A 23,536-nucleotide genomic window follows, 5' to 3' on the forward strand; every position below is an offset into this window, starting at 1 on the left:
GACCTTAATAACCGGTTTTCGTTTACCTTTTGGTCAAAACCCAGTGATGACCTGTCGGGCAAGCTGAAACGCAATAAACCACATTACCGCCCCAACCAGCAGGTTAATGAGGCGCTGAGCACGCGCCGTTTGCAGTAAAGGCGCGAGCCACGCAGCCAGCAGCGCCAGACCAAAAAACCAGATTACCGACGCGCTGATGGTGCCCAGTGCAAACCACTGTCGCGCCGTCGTTCCTGGCAACTGACCACCAAGGCTGCCCAGCACCACAAAGGTATCAAGATAAACATGCGGATTCAGCCAGGTCACCGCCAGCATCGTCGCAATAATTCGCCCTCTGCTTTGCGTTGCGTGCATCCCTGATGCCAGTTCAATATTGCGGCTAAACGCCGTACGCAAGGCTCCCCAGCCGTACCACAGCAGGAAAGCAACGCCTGCACAGGTAATCATCATCAGGAGCAGTGGCGATTGATTCAGTAGCGCGCTGCCACCAAAAATGCCCGCACAGATTAAGGCGATATCACTTAGCGCACAGAGCGCCGCCGTCATGAGATGATACTGACGCTTTACGCCCTGGTTCAGCACAAAGGCATTTTGTGGGCCTAACGGCAGGATGAGCGCAGCCCCAAGAGCAAGCCCTTGAAAATAAATGGTTAACACAGGATGTTATTCCTTACATCGGTGAGATGCAGGGATTATAGAGAGCGGTTTGGATTAGCGGAAATTGAAAAATTTAATCTGCCATTAACGAAATTAATGGGCGGCACGGGCCGCCCATCGCACGACTTACTGGGTCGCGGTCACGTCGCTGTCTGGCTGTTTAACCTGATGCAGGTGTACATCCATTTGTGGATAAGGAATGCCGATGCCTTTGCTATCCAGCGCACGCTTGAAGTTCTTCAGCAAATCCCAGTAGACGTCCTGCAGATCGCCGCTATTACTCCAGCAACGAACAACAAAGTTAAGCGAAGATGCGCCTAATTCGTTCAGGCCAATCTGGATGCCACGATCTTTTAATACCCGCTGATCGGCTTCAACGACATCACGCAACAGAGCAATCACCTCATCCACATCGGCTTCATAAGCCACTCCGACGATAAATTCATTACGACGCACAGGCTCACGCGAAAAGTTAACGATATTACCGCTGATGATTTTACCGTTCGGCACCACCACAATTTTGCCATCGGCGGATTTCAGGGTGGTAGAGAAGATTTGTACATTGAGTACGGTCCCCATTACGCCGCCCAGATCGACGAACTCGCCGGTACGGAACGGACGGAAGGTGACGAGCAGCACGCCAGCCGCTAAATTGGAGAGCGAACCTTGCAAGGCCAAACCGACTGCCAGACCAGCGGCACCCAGCACCGCGATGACCGAGGCCGTTTGCACTCCCACACGACCCAGAGCAGCAATAACCGTAAAGGCGATAACGCCATAGCGTACCAGAGCGGAAAGGAAATCGGCGACGGTGGCATCAATATGGCGCGCGCGCAGCAGCCGATTAACCGTGTTTGAAATCACCCTGGCAATGATCATGCCGACAATGATAATGGCAATCGCCGCCACGATATTGACGGCATAGCTCAGAATCAGTGCCTGGTTATGCACCAGCCAGCCACCGGCACTGTTGATGCCATTAACAACATTCAAGTCTTCCATTTGTAAGCCCTGTTGATGGTTCCCCCTGCGGGGAAAAACAAAAACTGCCAGATGTAATCCGACACCCAAGGGTTAAGGGTAATCAATTATTTAGCCAGGCGCCAAAATGAGTGACATATTAAGACGGCTTTGTACGATTACTCATCAGTGCCCCAGAAGCCACGGTTTTGCTCACTGCACATGGCTCAGGATATTAATGAGCCTGCCGAAAGGATCGCGGACATAAAAACGACGGACGCCCCACGCTTCTTCCGTAAGCCCATATTCCACCGTTAGCCTCGCGGCGACAACGCGTCGGTACACCTCATCAAGATTATCGACCTCAATGGACAAGTCCGGCACAGGCGTGCCTGCACCGCCTTCCAGCGCAATGCTGAGCTGGGGCGCCATAGCATTCTCCGCAGCCCAGGTCACAATCCATCCGTGATCCATGGTCAGTTTCAGGTCGAGAATGTCACCATAAAAGCGTTTAGCTTCTTCCGTATTTTTGCCCTGAATATTCGCGACGATGCGTTTGACAGCCATAAGATCGCCCTCACCTGTTAACTCACAGACAAAGCATACCGGGGACGATGCGATGAGGTTGTGACAGCCGGTCAGAAAGTGTCGCCCTGTAAGAAGAAATAACCCGGGGGTAAGCGGAAAGGATAAAAAAAAGTCCCGATCGGACGATCGGGACTGCGTCATTCATCCGGCGTTCTTGCGAACTCAGACGAGTGCGTTGTGATGCTTACAGAACGTCAACGGCGTTGAGTTCTTTGAACGCCTGCTCCAGACGCACCACCATGGATGCCTGAGCAGAGCGCAGCCATACACGTGGATCGTAGTATTTCTTGTTTGGCTTGTCTGCGCCTTCTGGGTTACCCAGTTGCGCCTGCAGATAGCCTTCGTTCTTTTTGTAGTACTGCAGGATGCCGTCCCAGGTTGCCCATTGGGTATCGGTATCGATATTCATCTTGATCACGCCGTAGCTGATAGACTCTTCGATTTCTGCAGCAGATGAACCTGAACCACCGTGGAATACAAAGTCCAGCGCGTTGTGCGGCAGACCGTGTTTTTCACAAACATATTTCTGTGAATCACGCAGAATCGTTGGGGTCAGTTTTACGTTGCCTGGCTTGTAAACGCCGTGCACGTTACCGAAGGATGCCGCAATGGTGAAACGCGGGCTGATCGCATTCAGTTTTTCGTACGCGTAGTTTACGTCTTCTGGCTGGGTGTAAAGTGCAGAAGCGTCCATATGGCTGTTATCTACGCCATCTTCTTCACCACCGGTGCAGCCCAGTTCGATTTCCAGGGTCATGTCGATTTTCGCCATGCGCGCCAGGTATTTGCTGCTGATTTCGATGTTTTCTTCCAGTGACTCTTCAGACAGGTCGATCATGTGAGAAGAGAACAGTGGCTTACCGGTTTTCTTGAAGTGCTCTTCGCCCGCGTCCAGCAGGCCGTCGATCCACGGCAGCAGTTTCTTGGCGCAGTGGTCGGTATGCAGGATAACCGGCACGCCGTACTGTTCAGCCATCAGATGCACGTGATGTGCGCCAGAGATAGCACCGAAAATCGCTGCGCCCTGTGGCTTGTCTGTTTTAAAACCTTTACCGGCGATGAATGCAGCACCACCGTTGGAGAACTGTACGATAACCGGCGCTTTTACTTTCGCGGCAGCTTCCAGTACAGCGTTAATTGAGTCGGTGCCGACGCAGTTGACCGCTGGCAGAGCGAATTTGTTCTCTTTCGCTACTTTGAAGATCTTCTGAACGTCATCACCAGTGACAACGCCGGGTTTTACGAAATCAAAAATTTTAGACATGATTGTGTCCTGTTTCGTGACCGGTTATCCCCAATACGGGGACAGCGATTTAAACGCCCTGTTTCGGGCGAGTTTTCAGGCGATGCCGCAGGGCATCGCCCCCAAAGGATTACTGCTTCGCACGCTCTTCCAGCATGGCTACGGCAGGCAGTTTTTTGCCTTCAACGAACTCAAGGAAGGCACCGCCGCCGGTAGAGATATAGGAGATTTTGTCTTCGATCCCAAACAGATCGATGGCAGCCAGCGTATCACCGCCGCCTGCCACTGAGAATGCGTCGCTGTCTGCAATCGCGTTTGCCACAATTTCGGTGCCTTTACGGAAGTTCGGGAACTCAAACACGCCAACCGGGCCATTCCACAGGATGGTTTTGGCATTCTTCAGAATGGTTGCCATGGCCTGAGCAGTTTCGTCGCCGAAGTCCATAATCTCTTCGTTATCTGCGACTTCTGAAACCTTTTTCACGGTTGCCGGGGCAGTTTCAGAGAATTCCGTGCCAACACGGGAGTCGGTTGGAACAGGAATACCATATTGATCGCGCAGGCCTTTTGCCGCCTCAACGAAGTCTGGCTCGTACAGCGATTTGCCCACGTTGTTGTCGATCGCGACAAAGGTATTCGCAATGCCACCGCCGACAATCACGGTATCAGCAATCTTCACCAGCGACTGCAGCACATCGAATTTGGTCGATACTTTAGAACCCCCCACCACGGCCACCAGCGGACGCTCAGGGCTTTTCATCACTTTACCCAGCGCTTCCAGTTCTGCAGACAGCAGTGGACCTGCACAGGCGACAGGCGCAAATTTACCGACGCCGTGCGTCGATGCCTGGGCGCGGTGCGCGGTACCAAACGCATCCATCACGAAGACGTCGCACAGCGCAGCATATTTCTTAGACAGCGCTTCGTCGTCTTTCTTTTCGCCTTTGTTAAAGCGCACGTTTTCCAGCACCACCAGTTCACCTGCGCCGATGTCGACACCGTCAAGGTAGTCTTTCGCCAGGGTAACCTGAGTACCGTTCAGTTTTTCTTTCAGGTAGTTCACTACTGGCAGCAGTGAGAATTCTTCATTGTATTCACCTTCGGTCGGGCGACCCAGGTGAGAGGTAACCATCACTTTGGCGCCCTGTTTCAACGCCGCTTCGATAGTTGGCAGTGAAGCACGAATACGTGCATCCGACGTCACTTTCCCTTCTTTCACTGGTACGTTGAGATCGGCGCGAATTAATACGCGTTTGCCAGCAAGATCCAGATCGGTCATCTTAATTACGGACATGGTGAACCCTCTCGTTGATTCTCATAAGTTTTGCCAGACGCAAACCGCGTCTTACCTGAAACCGCTTGCGGCCATCGCTAACGTTGTGTCGAGCATTCGGTTAGCAAAGCCCCATTCGTTGTCACACCAGACCAGGGTTTTGATCAGATGCTGACCGCTGACCCGCGTTTGTGTACCGTCCACAATGGCACTGTGCGGATCATGGTTGAAATCTACTGAGACTAACGGCAATTCCGTATAGTCAACTATACCACGAAATGCCCCTTCTGCCGCGCTTTGCAACAAGGCGTTAACCTCGCAGGCCCGTACGGGCTGGCGTACAGAAACGCTGAGATCAATGGCTGTCACGTTGATCGTCGGCACGCGAACCGCGATGGCTTCGAAGCGATCGTTAAATTTCGGAAAAATACGCGTAATGCCCGCCGCCAATCGGGTATCGACCGGGATGATAGACTGACTGGCCGCACGCGTACGGCGCAGATCGCTGTGATAAGCGTCAATCACCTGCTGATCGTGCATCGCCGAATGGATGGTCGTTACCGTGCCCGACTCAATACCAAAGGCGTCATCCAGTAGCTTAATCACCGGAATGATGCAGTTGGTGGTACAGGATGCATTAGAGACAATACAGTCCGTTTGTTTCAGTTCCTGCTCGTTGACGCCGTACACCACGGTTGCATCAAGATCGTTACCACCCGGATGGGAAAACAGGACTTTTTTCGCCCCCGCACGCAAATGGGCTTCGCCATCGTCGCGGGAACCATAAACGCCGGTACAGTCCAGCACCACGTCAACGTTAAGCTCGCGCCAGGGCAGCTCATCCAGTCCGGCATGGTGCAGAATGCGAATAATATCGTCCCCGACCCACAGCTGGTCACGCTCCTGACGGACATCCAGTGCAAAACGTCCATGGCTGGTGTCGTACTTCAGCAGGTGCGCCATGCCTGCGGCTTCAGCCAGTTCGTTAACCGCCACCACCGTAATTTCAGCGCGGCGCCCCGTTTCATACAGTGCACGCAACACGTTGCGTCCAATGCGACCAAAGCCGTTTATCGCTACCCGAATGGTCATCTTTCTCCTGCCAAACCAGACTGAAAAAAAGGTGCTGATAGCCTGAGCGTTTCGCTGCATTTTGTACAGGAGATTCTTAGCCCGGGACAGGGCAAAGCGGCCCAAACTGAAACGGTTCAGCTAGGATAATGGAAGGAAGGAATAACGGGAATGATTGCGATCAAGGGCGCTGCTTATTTTTGGATCTACGTCACAAAAATGGGCAAAAAATCGCTATTACTGGAGGAATAATTTGGTTAATAAGGGGACGGATTCCGCCCCCTTTAATCAGAAGGCAGGCGCGCATTCACTCGCCTGCCTCTCTTTACTATGCCAGCAACGCTTTGGCTTTCGCTACCACGTTATCTACCGTGAAGCCAAAGACTTCAAACAGCTTCTCAGCTGGCGCTGACTCACCAAAGGTAGTCATGCCGATGATTGCGCCGTTCAGACCGGTATATTTAAACCAGTAATCTGCAATACCGGCTTCAATCGCAACGCGTGCGGCAACGGCTTTTGGCAGGACCGATTCACGATATTCAGCCGACTGCTTGTCGAAGGCATCGGTAGAGGGCATGGATACTACACGTACCTTACGGCCTTCATCGGTCAGCTTCTGATACGCGGCTACAGCCAGTTCAACTTCGGAACCGGTGGCAATCAGGATCAGCTCTGGCGTGCCTGCGCTGTCTTTCAGCACGTAACCGCCACGCGCGACGTTTGCCAGCTGCTCCGCGGTACGATCCTGCTGTGCCAGATTCTGGCGAGAGAAGATCAGTGCGCTTGGGCCGTCTTTACGCTCAATGGCATATTTCCACGCAACCGCCGATTCAACCTGGTCACACGGACGCCACAGGCTCATGTTTGGCGTGGTGCGCAGGCTTGCCATCTGCTCTACCGGCTGGTGAGTCGGGCCATCTTCGCCCAGACCAATGGAGTCGTGGGTATAAACCATGATCTGACGAATTTTCATCAGGGCAGCCATACGGGCGGCGTTACGCGCATACTCAACAAACATCAGGAAGGTTGCGGTGTAAGGCAGGAAGCCACCGTGCAGCGCCAGACCGTTAGCAATGGCGGTCATACCAAACTCACGCACGCCATAATGGATATAGTTACCGGCTGCGTCTTCATTGATTGGCTTAGAACCTGACCAGATGGTGAGGTTGCTTGGTGCCAGGTCAGCAGAACCGCCCAGATATTCTGGCAGGATTTTACCAAAGGCTTCGATAGCATTTTGTGACGCTTTACGGCTGGCAATTTTCGCCGGATTCGCCTGTAACTGCTCGACAAACTTCTGCGATTCCTGCTGCCAGTTAGCTGGCAGGTCATTGCTCATGCGGCGGGTAAACTCAGCGGCCAGCTCAGGGAAAGCCTTAGCATAGGCTGCAAATTTGGTATTCCATGCCGCTTCTTTGGCCTGGCCCGCTTCTTTAGCATCCCATTCAGCATAAATATCTGAAGGAATCACGAAAGGAGGATATTCCCAGCCTAACTGCTTACGGGTCAGTGCAATTTCGTCATCGCCCAGTGGCGCGCCGTGTGAGTCATGAGTACCGGCTTTATTCGGTGAACCAAAACCAATAACGGTTTTGCACATCAGCAGTGAAGGCTTGTCGCTAACGGCTTTCGCTTCTTCAATCGCTTTGGCGATAGCATCGGCGTTGTGACCATCTACGCCGCGTACCACGTGCCAGCCGTACGCTTCGAAGCGCTTAGCGGTGTCATCGGTAAACCAGCCGTCAACGTGACCATCAATTGAAATGCCATTGTCATCATAGAATGCCACCAGCTTGCCCAGCTTCAGCGTACCCGCCAGCGAGCAAACTTCGTGTGAAATGCCTTCCATCATGCAGCCGTCACCCATAAAGACCCAGGTATTGTGGTCTACGATGTCATGGCCCGGACGGTTGAACTGCGCTGCCAGCGTGCGTTCAGCAATGGCAAAACCCACCGCGTTAGCAATGCCCTGCCCCAGCGGACCGGTGGTGGTTTCCACGCCGACGGTATAGCCGTACTCAGGGTGACCCGGCGTTTTAGAGTGCAGTTGACGGAAGTTTTCCAGCTCACTGATCGGTAAATCGTAGCCGGTCAGGTGCAGCAGGCTGTAAATCAGCATGGAGCCGTGGCCGTTAGACAGCACAAAACGGTCACGATCGGCCCAGTGTGGGTTGGTTGGGTTATGATTGAGATAGCCGCGCCACAATACTTCGGCGATATCCGCCATGCCCATCGGGGCACCCGGGTGTCCCGATTTAGCTTTTTGCACTGCATCCATACTTAACGCGCGAATGGCGTTGGCAAGATCTTTACGAGAGGGCATCTTCTACTCCAGTTCGGATTAATGATTTGCGCCTTAACCTGTTGTAATTAATCAGCTATCGGGCAAAGCACGGGGAAAAGTTTCACCACAATGTACATGAAAAACGGGGCAAAAGTAATGTGGTAAAACGCTAAATGTTCCCGCTTCGTCTGGCTTTTCCAGTAATGTCTGCTAGCAAAATGGCCTATCGCGAACTATAACCTGTTGGTTCAACCACCTGGCGCAGATTCAGGTGATTGTTTTTTATCTTGTTACTTATGGGACGACAGAATGAAAATTCAAAAAACGGCACTGGCTCTGGGCCTGGTTGCATTGCTAAGTGGTTGTGAAGGCGTAAACAGTGATGGTCTGCTGCAGTCGGGCGCACAGGCTTTCCAGGCTTACACCCTGAGCGATGCTCAGGTTAAGCAGCTCAGCGATCAATCCTGCGCCCAGATGGACAAAGAAAACCAGGTGGCACCGGCTGACAGCGAATACCAGCAACGTCTGAACAAAATCGCTGCGGCGCTGGGTGACAACATCAATGGCATCCCGGCGAACTACAAGGTTTATCAGACCAAAGATGTTAACGCATGGGCCATGGCCAACGGCTGCATCCGCGTCTACAGCGGTCTGATGGATATGATGACCGACAATGAGGTCGAGGCGGTGCTGGGCCACGAAATGGGCCACGTTGCGCTGGGCCATACGCGCAAAGCGATGCAGGTCGCCTTCACCACGACGGCAGCACGTACCGCGGCAGCTTCGGCTGGCGGGATCATTGGTTCGCTGTCACAGTCACAGTTGGGTGATTTGGGCGAAAAACTGGTGAATGCGCAGTTCTCGCAGACGCAGGAAACACAGGCCGATGACTACTCCTACAGCCTGCTGAAGAAGCGCGGTATTGATCCCGTTGGGCTGGCAACCAGCTTTGAAAAACTGGCAAAACTGGAGAAGGGCCGTCAAAGCTCTATGTTTGACTCGCATCCTGACTCGGAAGCCCGTGCTCAGCACATTCGCGATCGCATTGCCGCAGACGCTAAATAACGCGTTATCAGAGGGATAACCCTGAGGTTATCCCTCTGTCACATCAGCCTTTGTTGGCAGCCTGGACGTGCAACATGTCCAGCGCCAGGGTGGCCGCGGCAAGAGCCGTCAGATCGGCGTGATCGTAACCCGGTGCAACTTCCACCAGATCCATCCCCACGATATTCATGCCCTGTAAACCCCGAATCAGCTTGGTCGCTTTATCAGTGGTCAAACCGCCAATGACCGGCGTACCGGTGCCCGGTGCATGTGCAGGGTCCAGACAGTCGATATCAAATGTCAGATAGACCGGCAGATCGCCAACGGTGCGTTTAATTTCAGCCAGAATATCGTCCACGCTACGGTCGTTGACCTGAGCGGCATCCAGCACGTTGAAGCCCAGGCTCTTGTCGAACTCGGTACGAATACCAATCTGCACCGAGTGCTGAGGATCGATCAGCCCTTCCTTCGGTGCGGTAAAGAACATGGTGCCATGGTCAAACGTTGGGCCATTAGAGTAGGTATCGGTATGCGCGTCAAAGTGCACCAACGCCATTTTACCGAAGTGCTTCGCGTGCGCGCGCAGCAGAGGCAGCGTGACGTAGTGATCGCCACCGAAGGTCATCATACGTTTGCCGTTGGCCAGCAGTTTCTCTGCATGGGCCTGCAGCTTGTCAGACAGATCCTGTGAATCGCCAAAGGCATAAACCAGATCGCCACAGTCCACCACGTTCAGACGCTGACGCAGGTCAAACTCCCACGGCCAGCGGCAACCTTCCCAGGCGAGATTGGTCGAGATCTGACGGATAGCGCCTGGGCCAAGACGGCTGCCCGGACGGCCCGAGGTGGCCGCATCAAAGGGCACGCCGGTGATCACCCACTCTGCATCGCTGTCGTAAGGCTGGAAATTTACCGGGAAACGCATAAAACCAAAGGCATTAGAAACCAGTGAATTGTCGTACTGATTGCCAAGGGTATTGTACATAAGTCGTCCTCTGTCTGTGCTTGAGTCGGGTCTGGCCCGCGCACCATGAAGGTTGAGATAAAAAAATCCCTCCCGCGTCGTTAGGCCCGACGAGGAAGGGATGAGTTGCTGCCGATTATCAACAATGTCCCGGCAAGCTGCAAGCGCTTCGCGGGGCTTTATTCGTCTTCTAAATAGGTGTAGCCATACAGACCACTTTCAAACTCTTGCAGGAACTGCTCGCGCAGTTCGTCATCCAGTTCGGAGGTCTGAATTTGCTTACGGAACAGCGTCATCAGTTCGTTTGGATCAAGCTGAACATACTGCAGCATATCGGCTACGGTATCGCCTTCATCCGACAGCTGGACTTCCACTTCCCCATTCTGGAACGCGAACACGTCAACCGCTTCGGTGTCACCAAACAGGTTGTGCATATTGCCCAGGATTTCCTGATAAGCGCCCACCATAAAGAAGCCGAGCATCGGTGGATTGTCCACGTCGTACTCGGGCATCGGCATGGTTGTCGCAATCCCATCACCATCCACATAGTGATCGATGGTGCCGTCTGAGTCACAGGTGATATCCAGCAACACGGCGCGACGTTCCGGCTTTTTATTCAAGCCTTCCAGCGGAAGCACAGGGAACAGTTGATCAATGCCCCACGCATCCGGCATTGACTGGAACAGCGAGAAGTTAACGTAGATCTTGTCCGCCATACGTTCCTGCAGCTCGTCGATAATAGGACGGTGTGCACGGTTGCTGGGATCAAGATGCTGCTGAATATAGTGACAGATGCTCAGATAGAGTTGCTCTGCCCACGCGCGTTGCTTCAGGCTGTAAGTGCCCGATGAGTAACCCGTATGGATATCAAACAGGTCCATCTGGCTGTCATGAAGCCATTCACGCAGGGAGCGGCGGGTGTTCGGCTCGTGCATCTCCTGCCAGGTTTCCCACATGCTCAGGATAGGACGAGGCGCGTCTTCAATATCTGGCGCTTCTGGCTTACTGAATTCGTTACGCTCAACGCCGATGATGTTAGACACCAGCACCGTATGGTGCGCCGTAACTGCGCGACCGGATTCGGTGATAACCGTTGGGTGCTCAAGACCATGCTCGTCACAGGCCGCGCCAATTCCCCAGATCACATTGTTGGCATATTCATTCAGCCCGTAGTTAACCGAACAGTCGGACTGCGAACGGGTACCTTCATAGTCAACGCCCAGACCACCGCCGACGTCAAAGCACTTAATGTTGACGCCCAGTTTCGCCAGCTCAACATAAAAGCGTGCTGACTCACGTACGCCGGTGGCGATATCGCGGATGTTAGACATCTGCGATCCCAAATGGAAATGCAGAAGCTGCAGGCTGTCCATCCGACCGGCTTCACGCATGATGTCGACCAGCTTAAGGACCTGGGTGGCAGACAGACCAAATTTGGATTTCTCACCACCGCTCGACTGCCATTTACCGGAGCCTTGTGAAGCAAGACGGGCGCGAATACCCAGACGTGGCACCACGTTCAGGCGTTCCGCTTCTTCCAGCACCATGCGCACTTCGGTCATCTTCTCAAGTACCAGATAAACCTTGTGACCAATCTTCTCGCCAATCAACGCCAGACGAATATATTCACGATCTTTGTAACCATTACACACAATCACTGAACGGGTCTGCCCGGCATGGGCCAGCACCGCCATCAGTTCGGCTTTTGAACCGGCTTCCAGGCCCAGCGGTTCGCCGGAGTTAATCAGAGATTCAATCACGCGCTTGTGCTGGTTAACTTTGATGGGGTAAACCAGGAAGTAATCACCGGTATAGCCGTAAGACTCACGCGCACGTTTAAAAGCCCCGTTAATGGAGCGCAGGCGGTGTTGAAGAATCTGAGGGAAACAGAACAGTGCGGGCAGGCGTTGGCCTTGAGCCTCACGCTCCTTGACCAGCTTAGCCAGATCGACGCGCACATCCGGGCGATCCGGGTCCGGGCAGACGCTAATATGACCCAGTTCATTGACGTCATAGTAGTTGTTGCCCCACCAGGCAATGTTATACGTTCGCAGCATCAGGCTGGCGTCTTGATCGTTCATCGCCACCTCCTGCATTGAGCGGAGTGCACCTTGTTCGCCAGCTGACGAACCCTTGATATTCTTCATGCCGTCAGACATCGCGAACCTCAATTTTCCGTTGAAAGATAATAATGTAAACCGACTCAAAGGTCGGAAGTCTGAAAATTCGTTGCCACATATTACGTCATGCTCTGTCTGCGTCGCGAACCCGCACGATGCATCGTTGAATACCTAAGTGTAAAACACTCAGCCATGTCAGGTGCAAAAGGGTCGCGAATAATTGACGACGCTCGCAGCCTGGGCGATATAAACCGCTATCGCGTCAGAGGTTAGCCAGCGCTTGTGTCGGGATAATTACCGAAACCAATAAAATGTCGGCAGAAGAGAAATAAAGGTGGGAAACAGGATAACGCCGGCGCAACGCCAGCACGCGAAGAACCCGTGAGTGGGAACATAAGGCTCATAACTCGTATCACCTCCGCACAGGTCAAAGACATGTGGAAAAGCATCAGGGTGAAAGCCAGACAGTTGTCTGACAGGCGCGACGCGCTAGCACGTCATCCTTTTTTTTCTGCTGAGAACGCAGCGGCGTTTTATACATTTTGCGCACAAAAAATGCAAAGAGATTATTTGCTTAATGCCTCCGCCATAAACAGAATTATCCACTGCGCAGCATAAAGTTAACAGCGTAACCTCAAAAAGGGCTGGTAATTCGCTCACCCCGTAACCTAAAATAGACGTCCAGATGGTTTTCCATCTAAACAGGTTAATATCCAGGCGGTGTTGGCCTGCGTGCTGACACTACCTGACTGCTCACGGCTTTGCCTTAAGGGGCGTTAAGTCAGCTAATACTCACTTGCGCTATGCAGTCGAATTCAAACCATTGGTAAGGTAAAGAACATAATGGCTAAACATCTTTTTACATCCGAGTCCGTATCCGAAGGACATCCTGATAAAATCGCCGACCAGATTTCTGATGCCGTGCTTGATGCCATCCTGGAACAGGATCCGAAAGCGCGTGTGGCCTGCGAAACTTACGTGAAAACCGGTATGGTGCTGGTTGGCGGCGAAATCACCACCAGTGCCTGGGTCGATATCGAAGAAATCACCCGTAATACCGTTCGTGAAATCGGCTATGTTCATTCCGATATGGGCTTTGATGCCAACTCTTGCGCAGTGTTAAGCGCGATTGGCAAACAGTCTCAGGATATCAACCAGGGCGTTGACCGTAGCGATCCGCTGGAGCAAGGCGCGGGTGACCAGGGCCTGATGTTTGGCTATGCCACAAACGAAACTGATGTTCTGATGCCCGCACCGGTGACCTATGCGCACCGTCTGGTTCAGCGCCAGGCTGAAGTGCGTAAGAACGGCACGCTGTCATGGCTGCGCCCGGATGCTAAAAGCCAGGTGACCTTCCAGTACGACGACGGTAAAATTGTTGGGATTGATGCCGTCGTGCTGTCAACCCAGCACAGCGAAGACATCTCACAGACAGCGTTGCAGGAAGCGGTGATGGAAGAAATCATCAAGCCTGTCCTGCCTGCCGAGTGGCTGAATGCATCCACTAAATATCACATCAACCCGACTGGCCGTTTCGTTATCGGTGGCCCGATGGGTGACTGCGGCCTGACCGGTCGTAAAATCATTGTCGATACTTACGGCGGGATGGCCCGTCACGGTGGCGGCGCATTTTCTGGTAAAGATCCGTCTAAAGTTGACCGTTCAGCCGCCTATGCTGCCCGCTATGTTGCCAAAAACATCGTGGCCGCGGGCCTGGCCGATCGTTGTGAGATTCAGGTTTCCTATGCGATTGGCGTCGCTGAGCCGACCTCTATCATGGTCGAGACCTTTGGCACAGAAAAAGTGTCTACTGAACAGCTGACCTTGCTGGTGCGCGAGTTCTTTGACCTGCGCCCTTATGGCCTGATTCAGATGCTGGACCTGCTGCATCCTATCTATAAAGAAACCGCTGCCTACGGCCACTTCGGTCGCGAGCATTTCCCTTGGGAAAAAACCGACAAAGCTGCCCAGCTGCGTGAGGCTGCGGGCCTGTAAGGCTGACGCATCACTGAAAAGCCCCGCCATCTGGCGGGGCTTTTTTTTGCCTGTTCTGCTTCCTTTTCATGGCGTTTTTTCCTTCTGCACATTTTTTTAACTCAACTACACTTTCTTTCGTCTTGTAATCTGCTGATGTGTTAACGCTTACAATTTGAAACGCTTTATATATCGGCTATTTAGGAATTTATCGCCGTAGTTATTCTTCTGAAAATGCGTTATTTTCAGCGTCATCTGATAGGCGTTAAACAGAACATTGTCAGAAACTTCGAGGGTGCTATACCTCACTGGTTACTTGACCTTTCTGGGTTGTAAATGCTGGATTTCAGGGTTTCAGCAAGTGTAAGCGATTACATCAATGTGATCGGGCTCACTTTTTGCTCAGTTAAGGTTTTTTAACATCGATAACAACAATGATGGATAATTTTGGAGGCAACCATGCCTGGCAATTCACATAAAAGCAGAACCTCAAATAAGGCAATGACCTTATTTGTCTGCTTTCTGGCAGCCCTCGCAGGCCTGCTGTTTGGGTTGGATATCGGCGTTATTGCCGGTGCTCTGCCCTTTATCGCGAAGGACTTTAACGTCACTGCCCATCAACAGGAGTGGATTGTCAGCTCCATGATGTTTGGTGCAGCGATCGGTGCCATCGGCAGCGGCTGGATGTCATCCCGTCTGGGCCGTAAGAAAAGCCTGATGGCCGGTGCGATTCTGTTTGTTATTGGCTCACTCTGGTCAGCCATGGCACCGAACCCTGAAATGCTGATCAGCGCACGTGTGCTGTTGGGTCTGGCGGTAGGTATCGCCTCTTACACCGCGCCGCTTTATCTTTCAGAGATTGCCCCTGAAAAAATTCGCGGCAGCATGATCTCGCTGTACCAGTTGATGATCACCATCGGTATTCTGGGTGCTTATCTTTCCGATACGGCGTTCAGCTTTACAGGTAACTGGCGCTGGATGCTGGGCGTTATCACTATTCCTGCCCTGCTGCTGCTGGTTGGCGTGTTCTTCCTGCCTAACAGCCCACGCTGGCTGGCGGCGAAAGGCAACTTCCGCGATGCGCAACGCGTACTGGATCGCCTGCGTGATACCAGTGAGCAGGCAAAGCGCGAGCTGGATGAGATCCGTGAAAGCCTGAAGATCAAACAGTCAGGCTGGGGATTATTTACCAGTAGCAGCCACTTCCGTCGTGCGGTGTACCTGGGCATTCTGCTGCAGGTTATGCAACAGTTTACCGGCATGAACGTCATCATGTATTACGCACCGAAAATTTTTGAGATTGCAGGTTTCTCAAATACCACCCAACAGATGTGGGGAACGGTGATTGTCGGCCTGGTTAACGTACTGGCAACCTTTATTGCTATCGGTCTGGTGGATCGCTGGGGCCGTAAGCCTACCCTGATTCTGGGCTTCCTGGTCATGGCGGCCGGTATGGGCGTTCTTGGCACCATGCTGCATATGGGCATTCATTCGTCAGGCGCGCAGTACTTCGCGATTGGCATGCTGCTGATGTTTATCGTGGGCTTTGCCATGTCAGCCGGTCCGTTGATCTGGGTTCTGTGTTCTGAAATTCAGCCGCTGAAAGGACGCGATTTCGGTATCACCGTGTCAACGACCACCAACTGGATCGCCAACATGATTGTCGGCGCAACCTTCCTGACCATGCTGAATACGCTGGGCAATGCACCGACCTTCTGGGTTTACGGTCTGCTGAACGTCTTCTTCATCGTACTGACGGTTATGTTAATTCCCGAAACCAAAAACGTTTCGCTGGAGCACATTGAACGTAACCTGATGGCAGGTAAAAAGCTGCGCGACATCGGTCAGTAAGCCTCCGCTTTTCATGTGTATCCCACAGCCAGTCAGTGAAAACTGACTGGCTTTTTTGCTGGCGTTTTACCGGCGTTCTCTCTCGAAAAATCCCCCGCCTTATTATTGTCCAGCCATGGCTATTCGCCCGTAGTCACCGTCGCTGCTTCATTTTTCTTTCATTAAAGTCGAATAACAATACGCCGATAAATTAAATGACGTTTTCATTATAAAAATAATTTTTCAGACTTTACGTTTACCAGGAAATCAAATGAACAGCACCAGCATAAAAAAGACAATGAGCACCCGTGCTCAGATGCTGCTGGCCGGCGGAATGACGATTGTCGTGGGGTTTACTGCGACTATCGGATTACTTAGTTGGCAGTCATCCAAAGAACAAAAATCCCTTGCTGCCGAATACCTGCAGCAAATTGCTGCCGGTCATGGCGGGCAAATCCAGCAAGAACTGACTCACGCGCTGGATGCCGCGCAAAATCTGGGACAAAGCCTGGCCGCTCTGCCTGCGGCGGGGATAACCGATCGCAAAGTTGCCGATAAGCTCATGGAATATGCGCTGCACAAAAACCCAGACTTTGTGTCGATGACCGTGGTGTTTGAACCCGATGCCTTTGACGGCCGCGATAGTGCCTTCGTCGGGCAGCAGGGCACGCCACCTGGTGGTCGCTATGCCTGGTACATAGACCGGGACAAAGACGGCCGTTACAAAATGAATCCGGCACTGGATTATTTGCAGCCCGGTGCCGGAAATTACTATTTGCTGCCGAAGGAAACGCTAAAGGACACACTGATTGAGCCTTACAGCTTCGCTTATGATGGCGCAAAGCCAGCGTGGTTAACCTCGGTGGCAACGCCTGTCATGGTCAACGACAAACTGAAAGTGGTGGTCAGTTCCGATATCCTGCTGTCCGCCATCCAGAAAAAGGTCAATCAAATCAAACCCTGGCAGGGAACCGGCTATGCGCTGCTGCTCTCGAATAGCGGCAACGTGATTTCCTCCCCCGATGCAGGTGAAGCCGGTAAAAAATGGCAGGGCAATGCAAACGGCTATCGTACGGCAGTGACAGAGCAGTACGATCCCGTCCTGAAAGAAAAAGCCATGTATACCTGGTACCCAATAAGCGTGGGCAACAGCACTAAACCCTGGTATGTCGGGATTGTCGCACCGGTCAGCCAGGTGATGGCGGCGGCTGACCAGCAGCTTTACTGGGCTATAGCGTTGATGATAATCAGTGTTCTGTCCGTAGGGGCCGTGTTGGGACTGTTATTCAACCGTAAAGTAATGCGTCCGCTGGGCGGTGAACCCGCAGAGGCGGCGCGCATTGCGCTGGCGGTTGCTGAGGGCCGGTTAAACAACGGCATTCAGGTGGCGCCAGGCGACAGCAGCAGCCTGTTTTATGCTTTACACACCATGCAGGCACAGTTACAGAGTATCGTGGGTCAAATCAAAGACGCCAGCACCTCGGTCCAGCAGGGTGCGGGCGAGATTGCCAGTGCGAACCTCAATCTCGCCTCACGCACCGAGGAACAGGCGGCGGCGCTGGAGCAGACTGCCGCGAGCATGGAGCAGATTAGCGCCGCCATTCGCATGAATGCGGACAATGCACAGCAGGCAACGGGCCTGACCGAAAATGCCACGCGTATCGCCAGCCGGGGAGAAACCCTGGTGGATCAGGTGGTAACGACCATGGCCCAGATCGATGAAAGCTCAAAGAGAATCGGTGATATCACCACGCTGATTAACAGCATCGCGTTCCAGACCAACATTCTGGCACTCAACGCCGCCGTCGAAGCGGCTCGCGCCGGAGAACAGGGGCGCGGCTTTGCTGTGGTGGCCTCTGAAGTGCGTAATCTGGCTCAGCGGACGACCAGCGCCGTGAAAGATATCTCCGCCCTGATTGAAGCGTCCGCCGTGCGGGTCGAAAATGGTGTTGTACTGGTCAACGATGCGGGCAAAACCATGCATGAGATGACGACTGCCGTTTCATCCGTGCAGCATATCATCGGCGAAATCGTTGCCGCCTCCGATGAGCAAGCTCGCGGCATTGCGCAAGTGACCATCGCCGTCAACGAAATGGATGGGACCACGCAGCAGAATGCCGCGCTGGTTCAGCAGATGTCAGCCGCGTCGAGTTCTCTTGAGGACCAGGCCCGGCAACTGGCGCAGACGGTTAAGCAGTTTCATTAAAAAGCGGGTTGAGCCGGTCGGCCAGCATACCTTTTTGCAGGCGGTGTATTGCTGTTGAGTTCCTCGCCTGCGCCGCTTATGCTGAGCGCCATGAAAACAGCCCGCCTTCCCATTGCCCTGCAACAAGCCGTTATGCGCGCCCTGCGTAGCGCGCTTGAGCGGGCCAATGAAAAGCTTGAACGCCATTATCCTGAGCCAACGCTGGTTTATCAGCAGCGTGGCACCGCCGCCGGCACGGCCTGGCTGGAAAAATGGGAAATTCGCCTCAATCCCGTCCTGCTGATGGAAAATCAGCAGGCCTTTATTGAAGAAGTTGTTCCCCATGAGCTGGCCCATTTGCTGGTGTGGAAAACCTTTGGCCGCGTCGCGCCCCATGGCAAAGAGTGGAAATGGATGATGGAGAGCGTTCTGGGCGTGCCGGCACGGCGCACCCATCAGTTTGAAGTCGAGTCAGTGCGCAGCCGCACTTTTGCTTATCGCTGCCAGTGTCAGCAGCATCAGCTTACCGTGCGTCGCCATAACCGCGTGCTCCGAGGCGAAAGCGAGTACCGCTGCGTGCACTGCGGTAGCCTGTTGAAAGCCGACGTGTCTCCCCTCTCCTGAACGGATTCTCATTCCGCCTGCGCCCGCATTCTGGTACCCTGCCGCCCTTTTAAGGATCAGGGGTAAAACTGGAATATGTCTCGCAAATTAATCATAACCACGGCGCTGTTACTGGCATCTTTTAACAGCCAGGCCCTTAACCTCAATAACTATCATCAAAATAATTTTCAGCAGGCCAAAGCCTTCGCCGCAGAGATTAACCAGGATGCGCCAGGCAGCTTTTATTGTGGCTGTAAGATTAGCTGGCACGGAAAAAAGGGCGAGCCTGACCTGAACAGTTGTGGTTACCAGCCGCGCAAAAATGCCAACCGCGCCGCGCGTATTGAGTGGGAACATGTGATGCCTGCCTGGGAGTTCGGTCATCAACGTCAGTGCTGGCAGAATGGCGGCCGCAAAAATTGCAGTAAAGATGCCGACTACCGCCGTATCGAAACCGACCTGCACAATCTGCAGCCGGCCATCGGTGAGGTGAATGGTGACCGCGGCAACTACGCTTACAGCCAGTGGAACGGCACTGAAAAGCAGTACGGCCAGTGCACCATGCAAATTGATTTTAAAAACAAGCAGGCGCAGCCGCCAGAGCGGGCTCGCGGCGCAATCGCCCGCACTTACTTCTACATGCGTGACCAGTATCATCTGCGCCTGTCGCGTCAACAAACCCAGTTATTCACGGCCTGGGACAAGCTCTATCCGGTGAGCAAATGGGAATGTGAGCGCGACCAGCGCATCGCGCGTGTACAGGGGAATCATAATCCTTATGTGCTCGAGGCTTGCAAGCGTTAAAATCCCTGCCCTAAACTAACGGTTTCACCGCCCCGCCGCGTTAATCCCGCGGCGTTTAGCTCTCAGGGACCTTATGCGCATACCTCGCATTTATCACGCACAGCCTGTTCACGTTGGCAGTGAAATTACGCTGGACGACGACGCCGCCAACCATGTAGGCCGCGTGCTCCGTATGACCAGTGGGCAGCATGTAGAACTGTTTGATGGCAGTAATCTGACTTTCGCAGCAGAAATCACGCATGTTGATAAAAAACGTGTAAAAGTATCCATCACGGCAAGCCAGGAAGACGATCGCGAATCACCGCTTTATCTGCATCTCGGTCAGGTGATGTCTCGCGGCGAAAAAATGGAATTTACTATTCAGAAATCGATCGAACTGGGTGTAAATGTCATTACGCCGCTGTTTTCTGAACGCTGTGGTGTCAAACTGGATGCCGAACGTCTGGCAAAAAAAATTCAGCAATGGCAAAAAATTGCCATTGCTGCCTGCGAACAGTGTGGTCGTAACCGGATACCTGAAATCCGCCCGGCCATGACGCTGGAAGCCTGGTGCAGTGAAGCAGAAAGTGGGTTAAAACTAAATCTGCATCCGCGCGCCAGCCACAGCATCAATACGTTGCCCCAGCCGGTCGAACGTATCCGCCTGTTGATTGGTCCGGAAGGTGGGCTGTCAACAGATGAAATTGCCATGACGGCGCAGCATGGTTTTACCGATATTCTGCTTGGCCCACGGGTTTTACGCACCGAAACCACGGCACTGACCGCCATCACGGCACTTCAGGTGAGGTTTGGTGACCTGGGTTAAGCGATACTTTTAGCTTCATCGGGTCGCGCTCAGCACAAACCGCGTCCTGACTGTTCAGCCCCTTTTCGCCCGAACGGAACGAGACGGTAATCCCCGCCTCCTTCAGGAGATAATAATGATCAAGCTTGGCATCGTGATGGACCCGATCTCATCCATCAACATTAAGAAAGACTCCAGCTTTGCAATGCTGCTGGAAGCACAGCGCCGTGGTTACGAAATTCACTACATGGAGATGAACGATCTCTCCCTGCGCGGTGGCGTGGCTTTCGCCCGCACTCGCCTGCTCAGCGTGGAACAGAATGCCGAAAGCTGGTATCAGTTTGGCAGCGAGCAGGTGATTAAACTGGCTGATCTGAACGTCGTGTTGATGCGAAAAGATCCGCCATTCGACACCGAATTTATCTACTGCACCTATATCCTGGAGCGCGCAGAAGAACAGGGCACGCTGATCGTTAACAAGCCGCAAAGCCTGCGCGATTGTAACGAAAAACTGTATACCGCCTGGTTCGCAGAATTCACGCCAGATACGCTGGTCACCCGCTCTAAGCAACAGCTGCGGGCGTTCTGGCAGGAGCATGGCGATGTCATTATGAAGCCGCTGGACGGCATGGGCGGCGCGTCCATTTTCCGCGTGAAGCAGGACGACCCGAATTTCGGTGTTATCGCAGAAACCCTGACTGAACATGAAAGCCGTTACTGCATGGCGCAAAATTACCTGCCGGCGATCAAAGACGGTGATAAGCGCGTTCTGGTGGTCGATGGCGAACCGGTTCCCTATTGCCTGGCGCGTATTCCGCAGGGGGGAGAAACCCGCGGTAACCTGGCGGCTGGCGGACGCGGCGAAGCTCGCCCGCTGAGCGAAAGCGACTGGGAAATTGCCCGCCGTGTCGGCCCTGCCCTGAAGGCCAAAGGCCTGATTTTTGTCGGGCTCGACATTATTGGTGATAGACTGACTGAAGTTAACGTGACCAGCCCGACATGCATTCGTGAAATCGAGGCCGCGTTCCCTGTCTCCATCACCGGTATGCTGATGGACGCCATCGAGAAGCGCCTGGGCTGAGCATAACGCTGGGGCCATGCTCCGTGATCAACCCAACACCGGTGCAGATGTCACGCACCGGTTATCTTTGGTAAAGCATGTGAGAATGAATTTACAGCATCACTTTTTAATTGCCATGCCATCGTTGCAAGATCCCTTTTTCAAACGTTCTGTGGTCTACATTTGCGAGCATAACGAAGAAGGGGCAATGGGGCTGATTATCAATAAGCCGATGGAAAACCTGACGGTTGACGGCATTCTGAAAAAGCTCAAGATCGCCGAAGAAAACCGCGACCCGGCAATCAATCTTGATAAACCGGTGTTCAGCGGTGGTCCGCTGGCAGAAGATCGCGGCTTTATTCTGCATTCGGCACAGCGAACCTTTACCTCCAGCATTCGCGTCTCAGACAACACCGTGATTACCACCTCACGCGACGTTCTGGAAGCGATTGGCACGGCCTCACAGCCCGATCATGTGCTGGTCGCGCTGGGTTATTGTGCCTGGGAAAAAGACCAGCTTGAAAACGAGCTGATGGAAAACGCCTGGCTGACCACACCGGCTAACAGCAACATCCTGTTTCAGACGCCGATCTCTGAGCGCTGGCGTGAAGCCGCACGCAGCATTGGCGTTGATATTCACAATATGGCCAGCGATGCAGGTCACGCCTGATGAATACACAAACGTTGTTAGGTTTTGACTTCGGCACCAAAAGTATCGGCGTCGCGGTGGGACAACAGCTGACGGGCAATGCCCGCCCGTTGAGTGCGCTCAAGGCGCAGGATGGCACGCCTGACTGGCTGCAAATCGAAAAACTGCTCAAAGAGTGGCAGCCTGATTTTGTGGTGGTGGGATTACCGTTAAATATGGACGGCACTGAACAGCCTTTGACCGCGCGCGCGCGCAAGTTTGCTAACCGCCTGCATGGTCGTTTCGGCATTCGCGTGGAGCTGCAGGATGAGCGCCTCAGCACCGTCGAAGCGCGAGCCGATCTGTTTGAACGGGGCGGTTATCGTGCGCTGAACAAAGGATCAGTGGATTCACAGTCAGCGGCAATTATCCTGCAGGACTGGTTTGAAACCCATTAAGCAATAACGCCTTCGGCCTGACGGGCCAGACGGCTCTGCTCAAACGTTTGCATTCCGGCCTGAGCGCCGGTTTGCAAAATGGCAGGAATCTGGTGCATTTTGCCTTCCCGAATCAGGTTGATGACCGCACTGGTCGTAATCAGCACCTCAAACAGCCCGACTCTTTTCTCATCGATGGCAGAAACCAGCTGCTGCGCGATTACCGCTTTCAGGCTGCCCGCCAGTTGCGTGCGTATCAGATTCTTTTCATCTGCAGGAAACACATCCACCAGCCTGTCCACCGCCTGAACCGCGCCGCGCGTATGCAAGGTTGCCAGCACCAGATGTCCGGTTTCTGCGGCGGTCAGTGCCTGACGAATGGTGTCACTGTCGCGTAGTTCACCCAGCATAATCACGTCAGGATCTTCCCGTAAAGCCGCTTTCAGGCCCAGACTAAACGACCGGCAATGCAACCCGACTTCGCGCTGTTGAATCAGGGATTGCTGGCTGTGATGAATAAACTCAATCGGATCTTCCAGCGTCAGAATATGCCGCGCCTGCAGGCGGTTAATGGCATCGACCATAGCCGCCAGCGTGGTCGATTTACCACTGCCGGTTGCGCCGGTAATCAAAATCAGCCCGTCCTGTTTATTCAGTAAGGTCGGCACCACCTCCGGCAGGCGCAACGCTGCCAGCGTGGAGCAATGGCTGGCAATAATACGCAACGCCAGTGACAGCCCGTTACGCTGCCTAAACAGATTGGCGCGGAGGCGTTGTCCATTCACCAGGGTTAACGCAAAATCCAGTTGCCCTTCTTGCTTCAGCTGCGCCTGCTGTTCAGTGTCCAGCCATGCCGAGGTAAACCGCGCCATCCAGTCAGCAGACAGGACAGGCTGGTCGGGAAGCGTTTCAAGCCTGCCCTGACGGCGCCAGTACGGCAAATGTCCGTTACAAAGGTGCAGATCGGCGGCGTTATGCTTTACACTAAGCGCCACTATTTCATCCAAATCCATTTTGATCTCCAGAC

Annotated in this window: 20 protein-coding genes; 10 read left to right on the top strand and 10 right to left on the bottom strand. The window is 53.4% G+C overall.

Going from position 1 to position 23,536, the window contains the following annotated elements:
- Nucleotides 1-33: 33 nt before the first annotated feature.
- The 7 genes from argO to tkt form a co-directional block, all read right to left on the bottom strand.
- A complete protein-coding gene (gene argO / locus CMR03_RS13835) occupies nucleotides 34-657 on the bottom strand; it encodes an arginine exporter ArgO (protein WP_096011784.1) in 624 nt (207 codons plus the stop codon).
- 126 nt (nucleotides 658-783) lie between these two features.
- The gene (mscS, locus tag CMR03_RS13840) at nucleotides 784-1,659 is read right to left on the bottom strand and encodes a small-conductance mechanosensitive channel MscS (RefSeq protein WP_063880822.1); all 876 of its coding nucleotides are present in this window, start codon (nucleotides 1,657-1,659) and stop codon (nucleotides 784-786) included.
- Between the two features lie 171 nt (nucleotides 1,660-1,830).
- On the bottom strand, nucleotides 1,831-2,184 hold the full coding sequence (locus CMR03_RS13845; protein WP_096011785.1) for a VOC family protein: 354 nt from the start codon (nucleotides 2,182-2,184) through the stop codon (nucleotides 1,831-1,833).
- 205 nt (nucleotides 2,185-2,389) lie between these two features.
- A complete protein-coding gene (gene fbaA / locus CMR03_RS13850; RefSeq protein ID WP_013027074.1) occupies nucleotides 2,390-3,469 on the bottom strand; it encodes a class II fructose-bisphosphate aldolase in 1,080 nt (359 codons plus the stop codon).
- A gap of 109 nt (nucleotides 3,470-3,578) precedes the next feature.
- Nucleotides 3,579-4,742 carry a phosphoglycerate kinase gene (gene pgk / locus CMR03_RS13855; protein WP_063880824.1) on the bottom strand — a complete coding sequence of 388 codons (1,164 nt, stop codon included), beginning with the start codon at nucleotides 4,740-4,742 and terminating at the stop codon, nucleotides 3,579-3,581.
- 51 nt (nucleotides 4,743-4,793) lie between these two features.
- On the bottom strand, nucleotides 4,794-5,813 hold the full coding sequence (epd, locus tag CMR03_RS13860; RefSeq protein WP_096011786.1) for an erythrose-4-phosphate dehydrogenase: 1,020 nt from the start codon (nucleotides 5,811-5,813) through the stop codon (nucleotides 4,794-4,796).
- A 307-nt stretch (nucleotides 5,814-6,120) separates the two neighbouring features.
- Nucleotides 6,121-8,115 carry a transketolase gene (gene tkt, locus CMR03_RS13865; RefSeq protein WP_063880826.1) on the bottom strand — a complete coding sequence of 665 codons (1,995 nt, stop codon included), beginning with the start codon at nucleotides 8,113-8,115 and terminating at the stop codon, nucleotides 6,121-6,123.
- 270 nt (nucleotides 8,116-8,385) lie between these two features.
- Between tkt and loiP the strand changes: the two genes are divergently transcribed.
- Complete coding sequence (gene loiP, locus CMR03_RS13870; RefSeq protein ID WP_063880827.1) at nucleotides 8,386-9,141, top strand: metalloprotease LoiP; 756 nt, start codon at nucleotides 8,386-8,388, stop codon at nucleotides 9,139-9,141.
- 43 nt (nucleotides 9,142-9,184) lie between these two features.
- Here the strand turns inward: loiP and speB are convergent, their stop codons facing one another.
- Both speB and speA read right to left on the bottom strand, forming a co-directional pair.
- Nucleotides 9,185-10,105 (bottom strand): agmatinase, encoded by a 921-nt coding sequence (speB, locus tag CMR03_RS13875; RefSeq protein ID WP_063880828.1) that lies wholly within the window; start codon nucleotides 10,103-10,105, stop codon nucleotides 9,185-9,187.
- A 158-nt stretch (nucleotides 10,106-10,263) separates the two neighbouring features.
- A complete protein-coding gene (gene speA, locus CMR03_RS13880) occupies nucleotides 10,264-12,243 on the bottom strand; it encodes a biosynthetic arginine decarboxylase (protein ID WP_074181035.1) in 1,980 nt (659 codons plus the stop codon).
- Between the two features lie 804 nt (nucleotides 12,244-13,047).
- On the opposite strand from speA, the gene metK reads away from it, so the two are divergent.
- The 9 genes from metK to ruvX all read left to right on the top strand — a co-directional run bounded on the left by metK (nucleotide 13,048) and on the right by ruvX (nucleotide 22,530).
- Entirely contained in the window at nucleotides 13,048-14,199 is a 1,152-nt protein-coding gene (metK, locus tag CMR03_RS13890; RefSeq protein WP_063880829.1) for a methionine adenosyltransferase, read from the top strand.
- Between the two features lie 438 nt (nucleotides 14,200-14,637).
- The gene (locus tag CMR03_RS13895; protein ID WP_063880830.1) at nucleotides 14,638-16,029 is read left to right on the top strand and encodes a sugar porter family MFS transporter; all 1,392 of its coding nucleotides are present in this window, start codon (nucleotides 14,638-14,640) and stop codon (nucleotides 16,027-16,029) included.
- A 250-nt stretch (nucleotides 16,030-16,279) separates the two neighbouring features.
- On the top strand, nucleotides 16,280-18,214 hold the full coding sequence (locus tag CMR03_RS13900; RefSeq protein ID WP_096011787.1) for a methyl-accepting chemotaxis protein: 1,935 nt from the start codon (nucleotides 16,280-16,282) through the stop codon (nucleotides 18,212-18,214).
- A 90-nt stretch (nucleotides 18,215-18,304) separates the two neighbouring features.
- A complete protein-coding gene (locus tag CMR03_RS13905) occupies nucleotides 18,305-18,817 on the top strand; it encodes a SprT family zinc-dependent metalloprotease (protein ID WP_074181059.1) in 513 nt (170 codons plus the stop codon).
- A gap of 75 nt (nucleotides 18,818-18,892) precedes the next feature.
- The gene (gene endA / locus CMR03_RS13910) at nucleotides 18,893-19,600 is read left to right on the top strand and encodes a deoxyribonuclease I (RefSeq protein ID WP_096011788.1); all 708 of its coding nucleotides are present in this window, start codon (nucleotides 18,893-18,895) and stop codon (nucleotides 19,598-19,600) included.
- Nucleotides 19,601-19,673: 73 nt separating this feature from the next.
- Nucleotides 19,674-20,405 (top strand): 16S rRNA (uracil(1498)-N(3))-methyltransferase, encoded by a 732-nt coding sequence (rsmE, locus tag CMR03_RS13915; RefSeq protein ID WP_096011789.1) that lies wholly within the window; start codon nucleotides 19,674-19,676, stop codon nucleotides 20,403-20,405.
- Nucleotides 20,406-20,520: 115 nt separating this feature from the next.
- The gene (gshB, locus tag CMR03_RS13920) at nucleotides 20,521-21,465 is read left to right on the top strand and encodes a glutathione synthase (protein WP_063880834.1); all 945 of its coding nucleotides are present in this window, start codon (nucleotides 20,521-20,523) and stop codon (nucleotides 21,463-21,465) included.
- 85 nt (nucleotides 21,466-21,550) lie between these two features.
- On the top strand, nucleotides 21,551-22,114 hold the full coding sequence (locus tag CMR03_RS13925) for a YqgE/AlgH family protein (protein ID WP_063880835.1): 564 nt from the start codon (nucleotides 21,551-21,553) through the stop codon (nucleotides 22,112-22,114).
- The gene (gene ruvX, locus CMR03_RS13930; protein WP_063880836.1) at nucleotides 22,114-22,530 is read left to right on the top strand and encodes a Holliday junction resolvase RuvX; all 417 of its coding nucleotides are present in this window, start codon (nucleotides 22,114-22,116) and stop codon (nucleotides 22,528-22,530) included. Before CMR03_RS13925 ends, ruvX begins: the two co-directional genes overlap by 1 nt.
- Here ruvX and CMR03_RS13935 read toward each other — a convergent pair.
- Nucleotides 22,527-23,522 (bottom strand): type IV pilus twitching motility protein PilT, encoded by a 996-nt coding sequence (locus CMR03_RS13935; protein ID WP_096011790.1) that lies wholly within the window; start codon nucleotides 23,520-23,522, stop codon nucleotides 22,527-22,529. The genes ruvX and CMR03_RS13935 overlap by 4 nt on opposite strands.
- Nucleotides 23,523-23,536 lie beyond the last annotated feature (14 nt).

It is taken from the genome of Pantoea allii (assembly GCF_002307475.1).
Taxonomy (GTDB): domain Bacteria; phylum Pseudomonadota; class Gammaproteobacteria; order Enterobacterales; family Enterobacteriaceae; genus Pantoea; species Pantoea allii.

What these genes read in the sequence shown, in the direction of transcription:
- speB (WP_063880828.1), bottom strand. Translation starts at nt 10,105, where the DNA reads ATGTACAATACCCTTGGCAATCAGTACGACAATTCACTGGTTTCTAAT.
- metK (WP_063880829.1), top strand. Translation starts at nt 13,048, where the DNA reads ATGGCTAAACATCTTTTTACATCCGAGTCCGTATCCGAAGGACATCCT.
- mscS (WP_063880822.1), bottom strand. Translation starts at nt 1,659, where the DNA reads ATGGAAGACTTGAATGTTGTTAATGGCATCAACAGTGCCGGTGGCTGG.
- gshB (WP_063880834.1), top strand. Translation starts at nt 20,521, where the DNA reads ATGATCAAGCTTGGCATCGTGATGGACCCGATCTCATCCATCAACATT.
- CMR03_RS13905 (WP_074181059.1), top strand. Translation starts at nt 18,305, where the DNA reads ATGAAAACAGCCCGCCTTCCCATTGCCCTGCAACAAGCCGTTATGCGC.
- ruvX (WP_063880836.1), top strand. Translation starts at nt 22,114, where the DNA reads ATGAATACACAAACGTTGTTAGGTTTTGACTTCGGCACCAAAAGTATC.
- CMR03_RS13895 (WP_063880830.1), top strand. Translation starts at nt 14,638, where the DNA reads ATGCCTGGCAATTCACATAAAAGCAGAACCTCAAATAAGGCAATGACC.
- CMR03_RS13900 (WP_096011787.1), top strand. Translation starts at nt 16,280, where the DNA reads ATGAACAGCACCAGCATAAAAAAGACAATGAGCACCCGTGCTCAGATG.
- loiP (WP_063880827.1), top strand. Translation starts at nt 8,386, where the DNA reads ATGAAAATTCAAAAAACGGCACTGGCTCTGGGCCTGGTTGCATTGCTA.
- epd (WP_096011786.1), bottom strand. Translation starts at nt 5,813, where the DNA reads ATGACCATTCGGGTAGCGATAAACGGCTTTGGTCGCATTGGACGCAAC.
- CMR03_RS13935 (WP_096011790.1), bottom strand. Translation starts at nt 23,522, where the DNA reads ATGGATTTGGATGAAATAGTGGCGCTTAGTGTAAAGCATAACGCCGCC.
- tkt (WP_063880826.1), bottom strand. Translation starts at nt 8,115, where the DNA reads ATGCCCTCTCGTAAAGATCTTGCCAACGCCATTCGCGCGTTAAGTATG.
- pgk (WP_063880824.1), bottom strand. Translation starts at nt 4,742, where the DNA reads ATGTCCGTAATTAAGATGACCGATCTGGATCTTGCTGGCAAACGCGTA.
- speA (WP_074181035.1), bottom strand. Translation starts at nt 12,243, where the DNA reads ATGTCTGACGGCATGAAGAATATCAAGGGTTCGTCAGCTGGCGAACAA.
- CMR03_RS13845 (WP_096011785.1), bottom strand. Translation starts at nt 2,184, where the DNA reads ATGGCTGTCAAACGCATCGTCGCGAATATTCAGGGCAAAAATACGGAA.
- endA (WP_096011788.1), top strand. Translation starts at nt 18,893, where the DNA reads ATGTCTCGCAAATTAATCATAACCACGGCGCTGTTACTGGCATCTTTT.
- fbaA (WP_013027074.1), bottom strand. Translation starts at nt 3,469, where the DNA reads ATGTCTAAAATTTTTGATTTCGTAAAACCCGGCGTTGTCACTGGTGAT.
- rsmE (WP_096011789.1), top strand. Translation starts at nt 19,674, where the DNA reads ATGCGCATACCTCGCATTTATCACGCACAGCCTGTTCACGTTGGCAGT.
- CMR03_RS13925 (WP_063880835.1), top strand. Translation starts at nt 21,551, where the DNA reads ATGAATTTACAGCATCACTTTTTAATTGCCATGCCATCGTTGCAAGAT.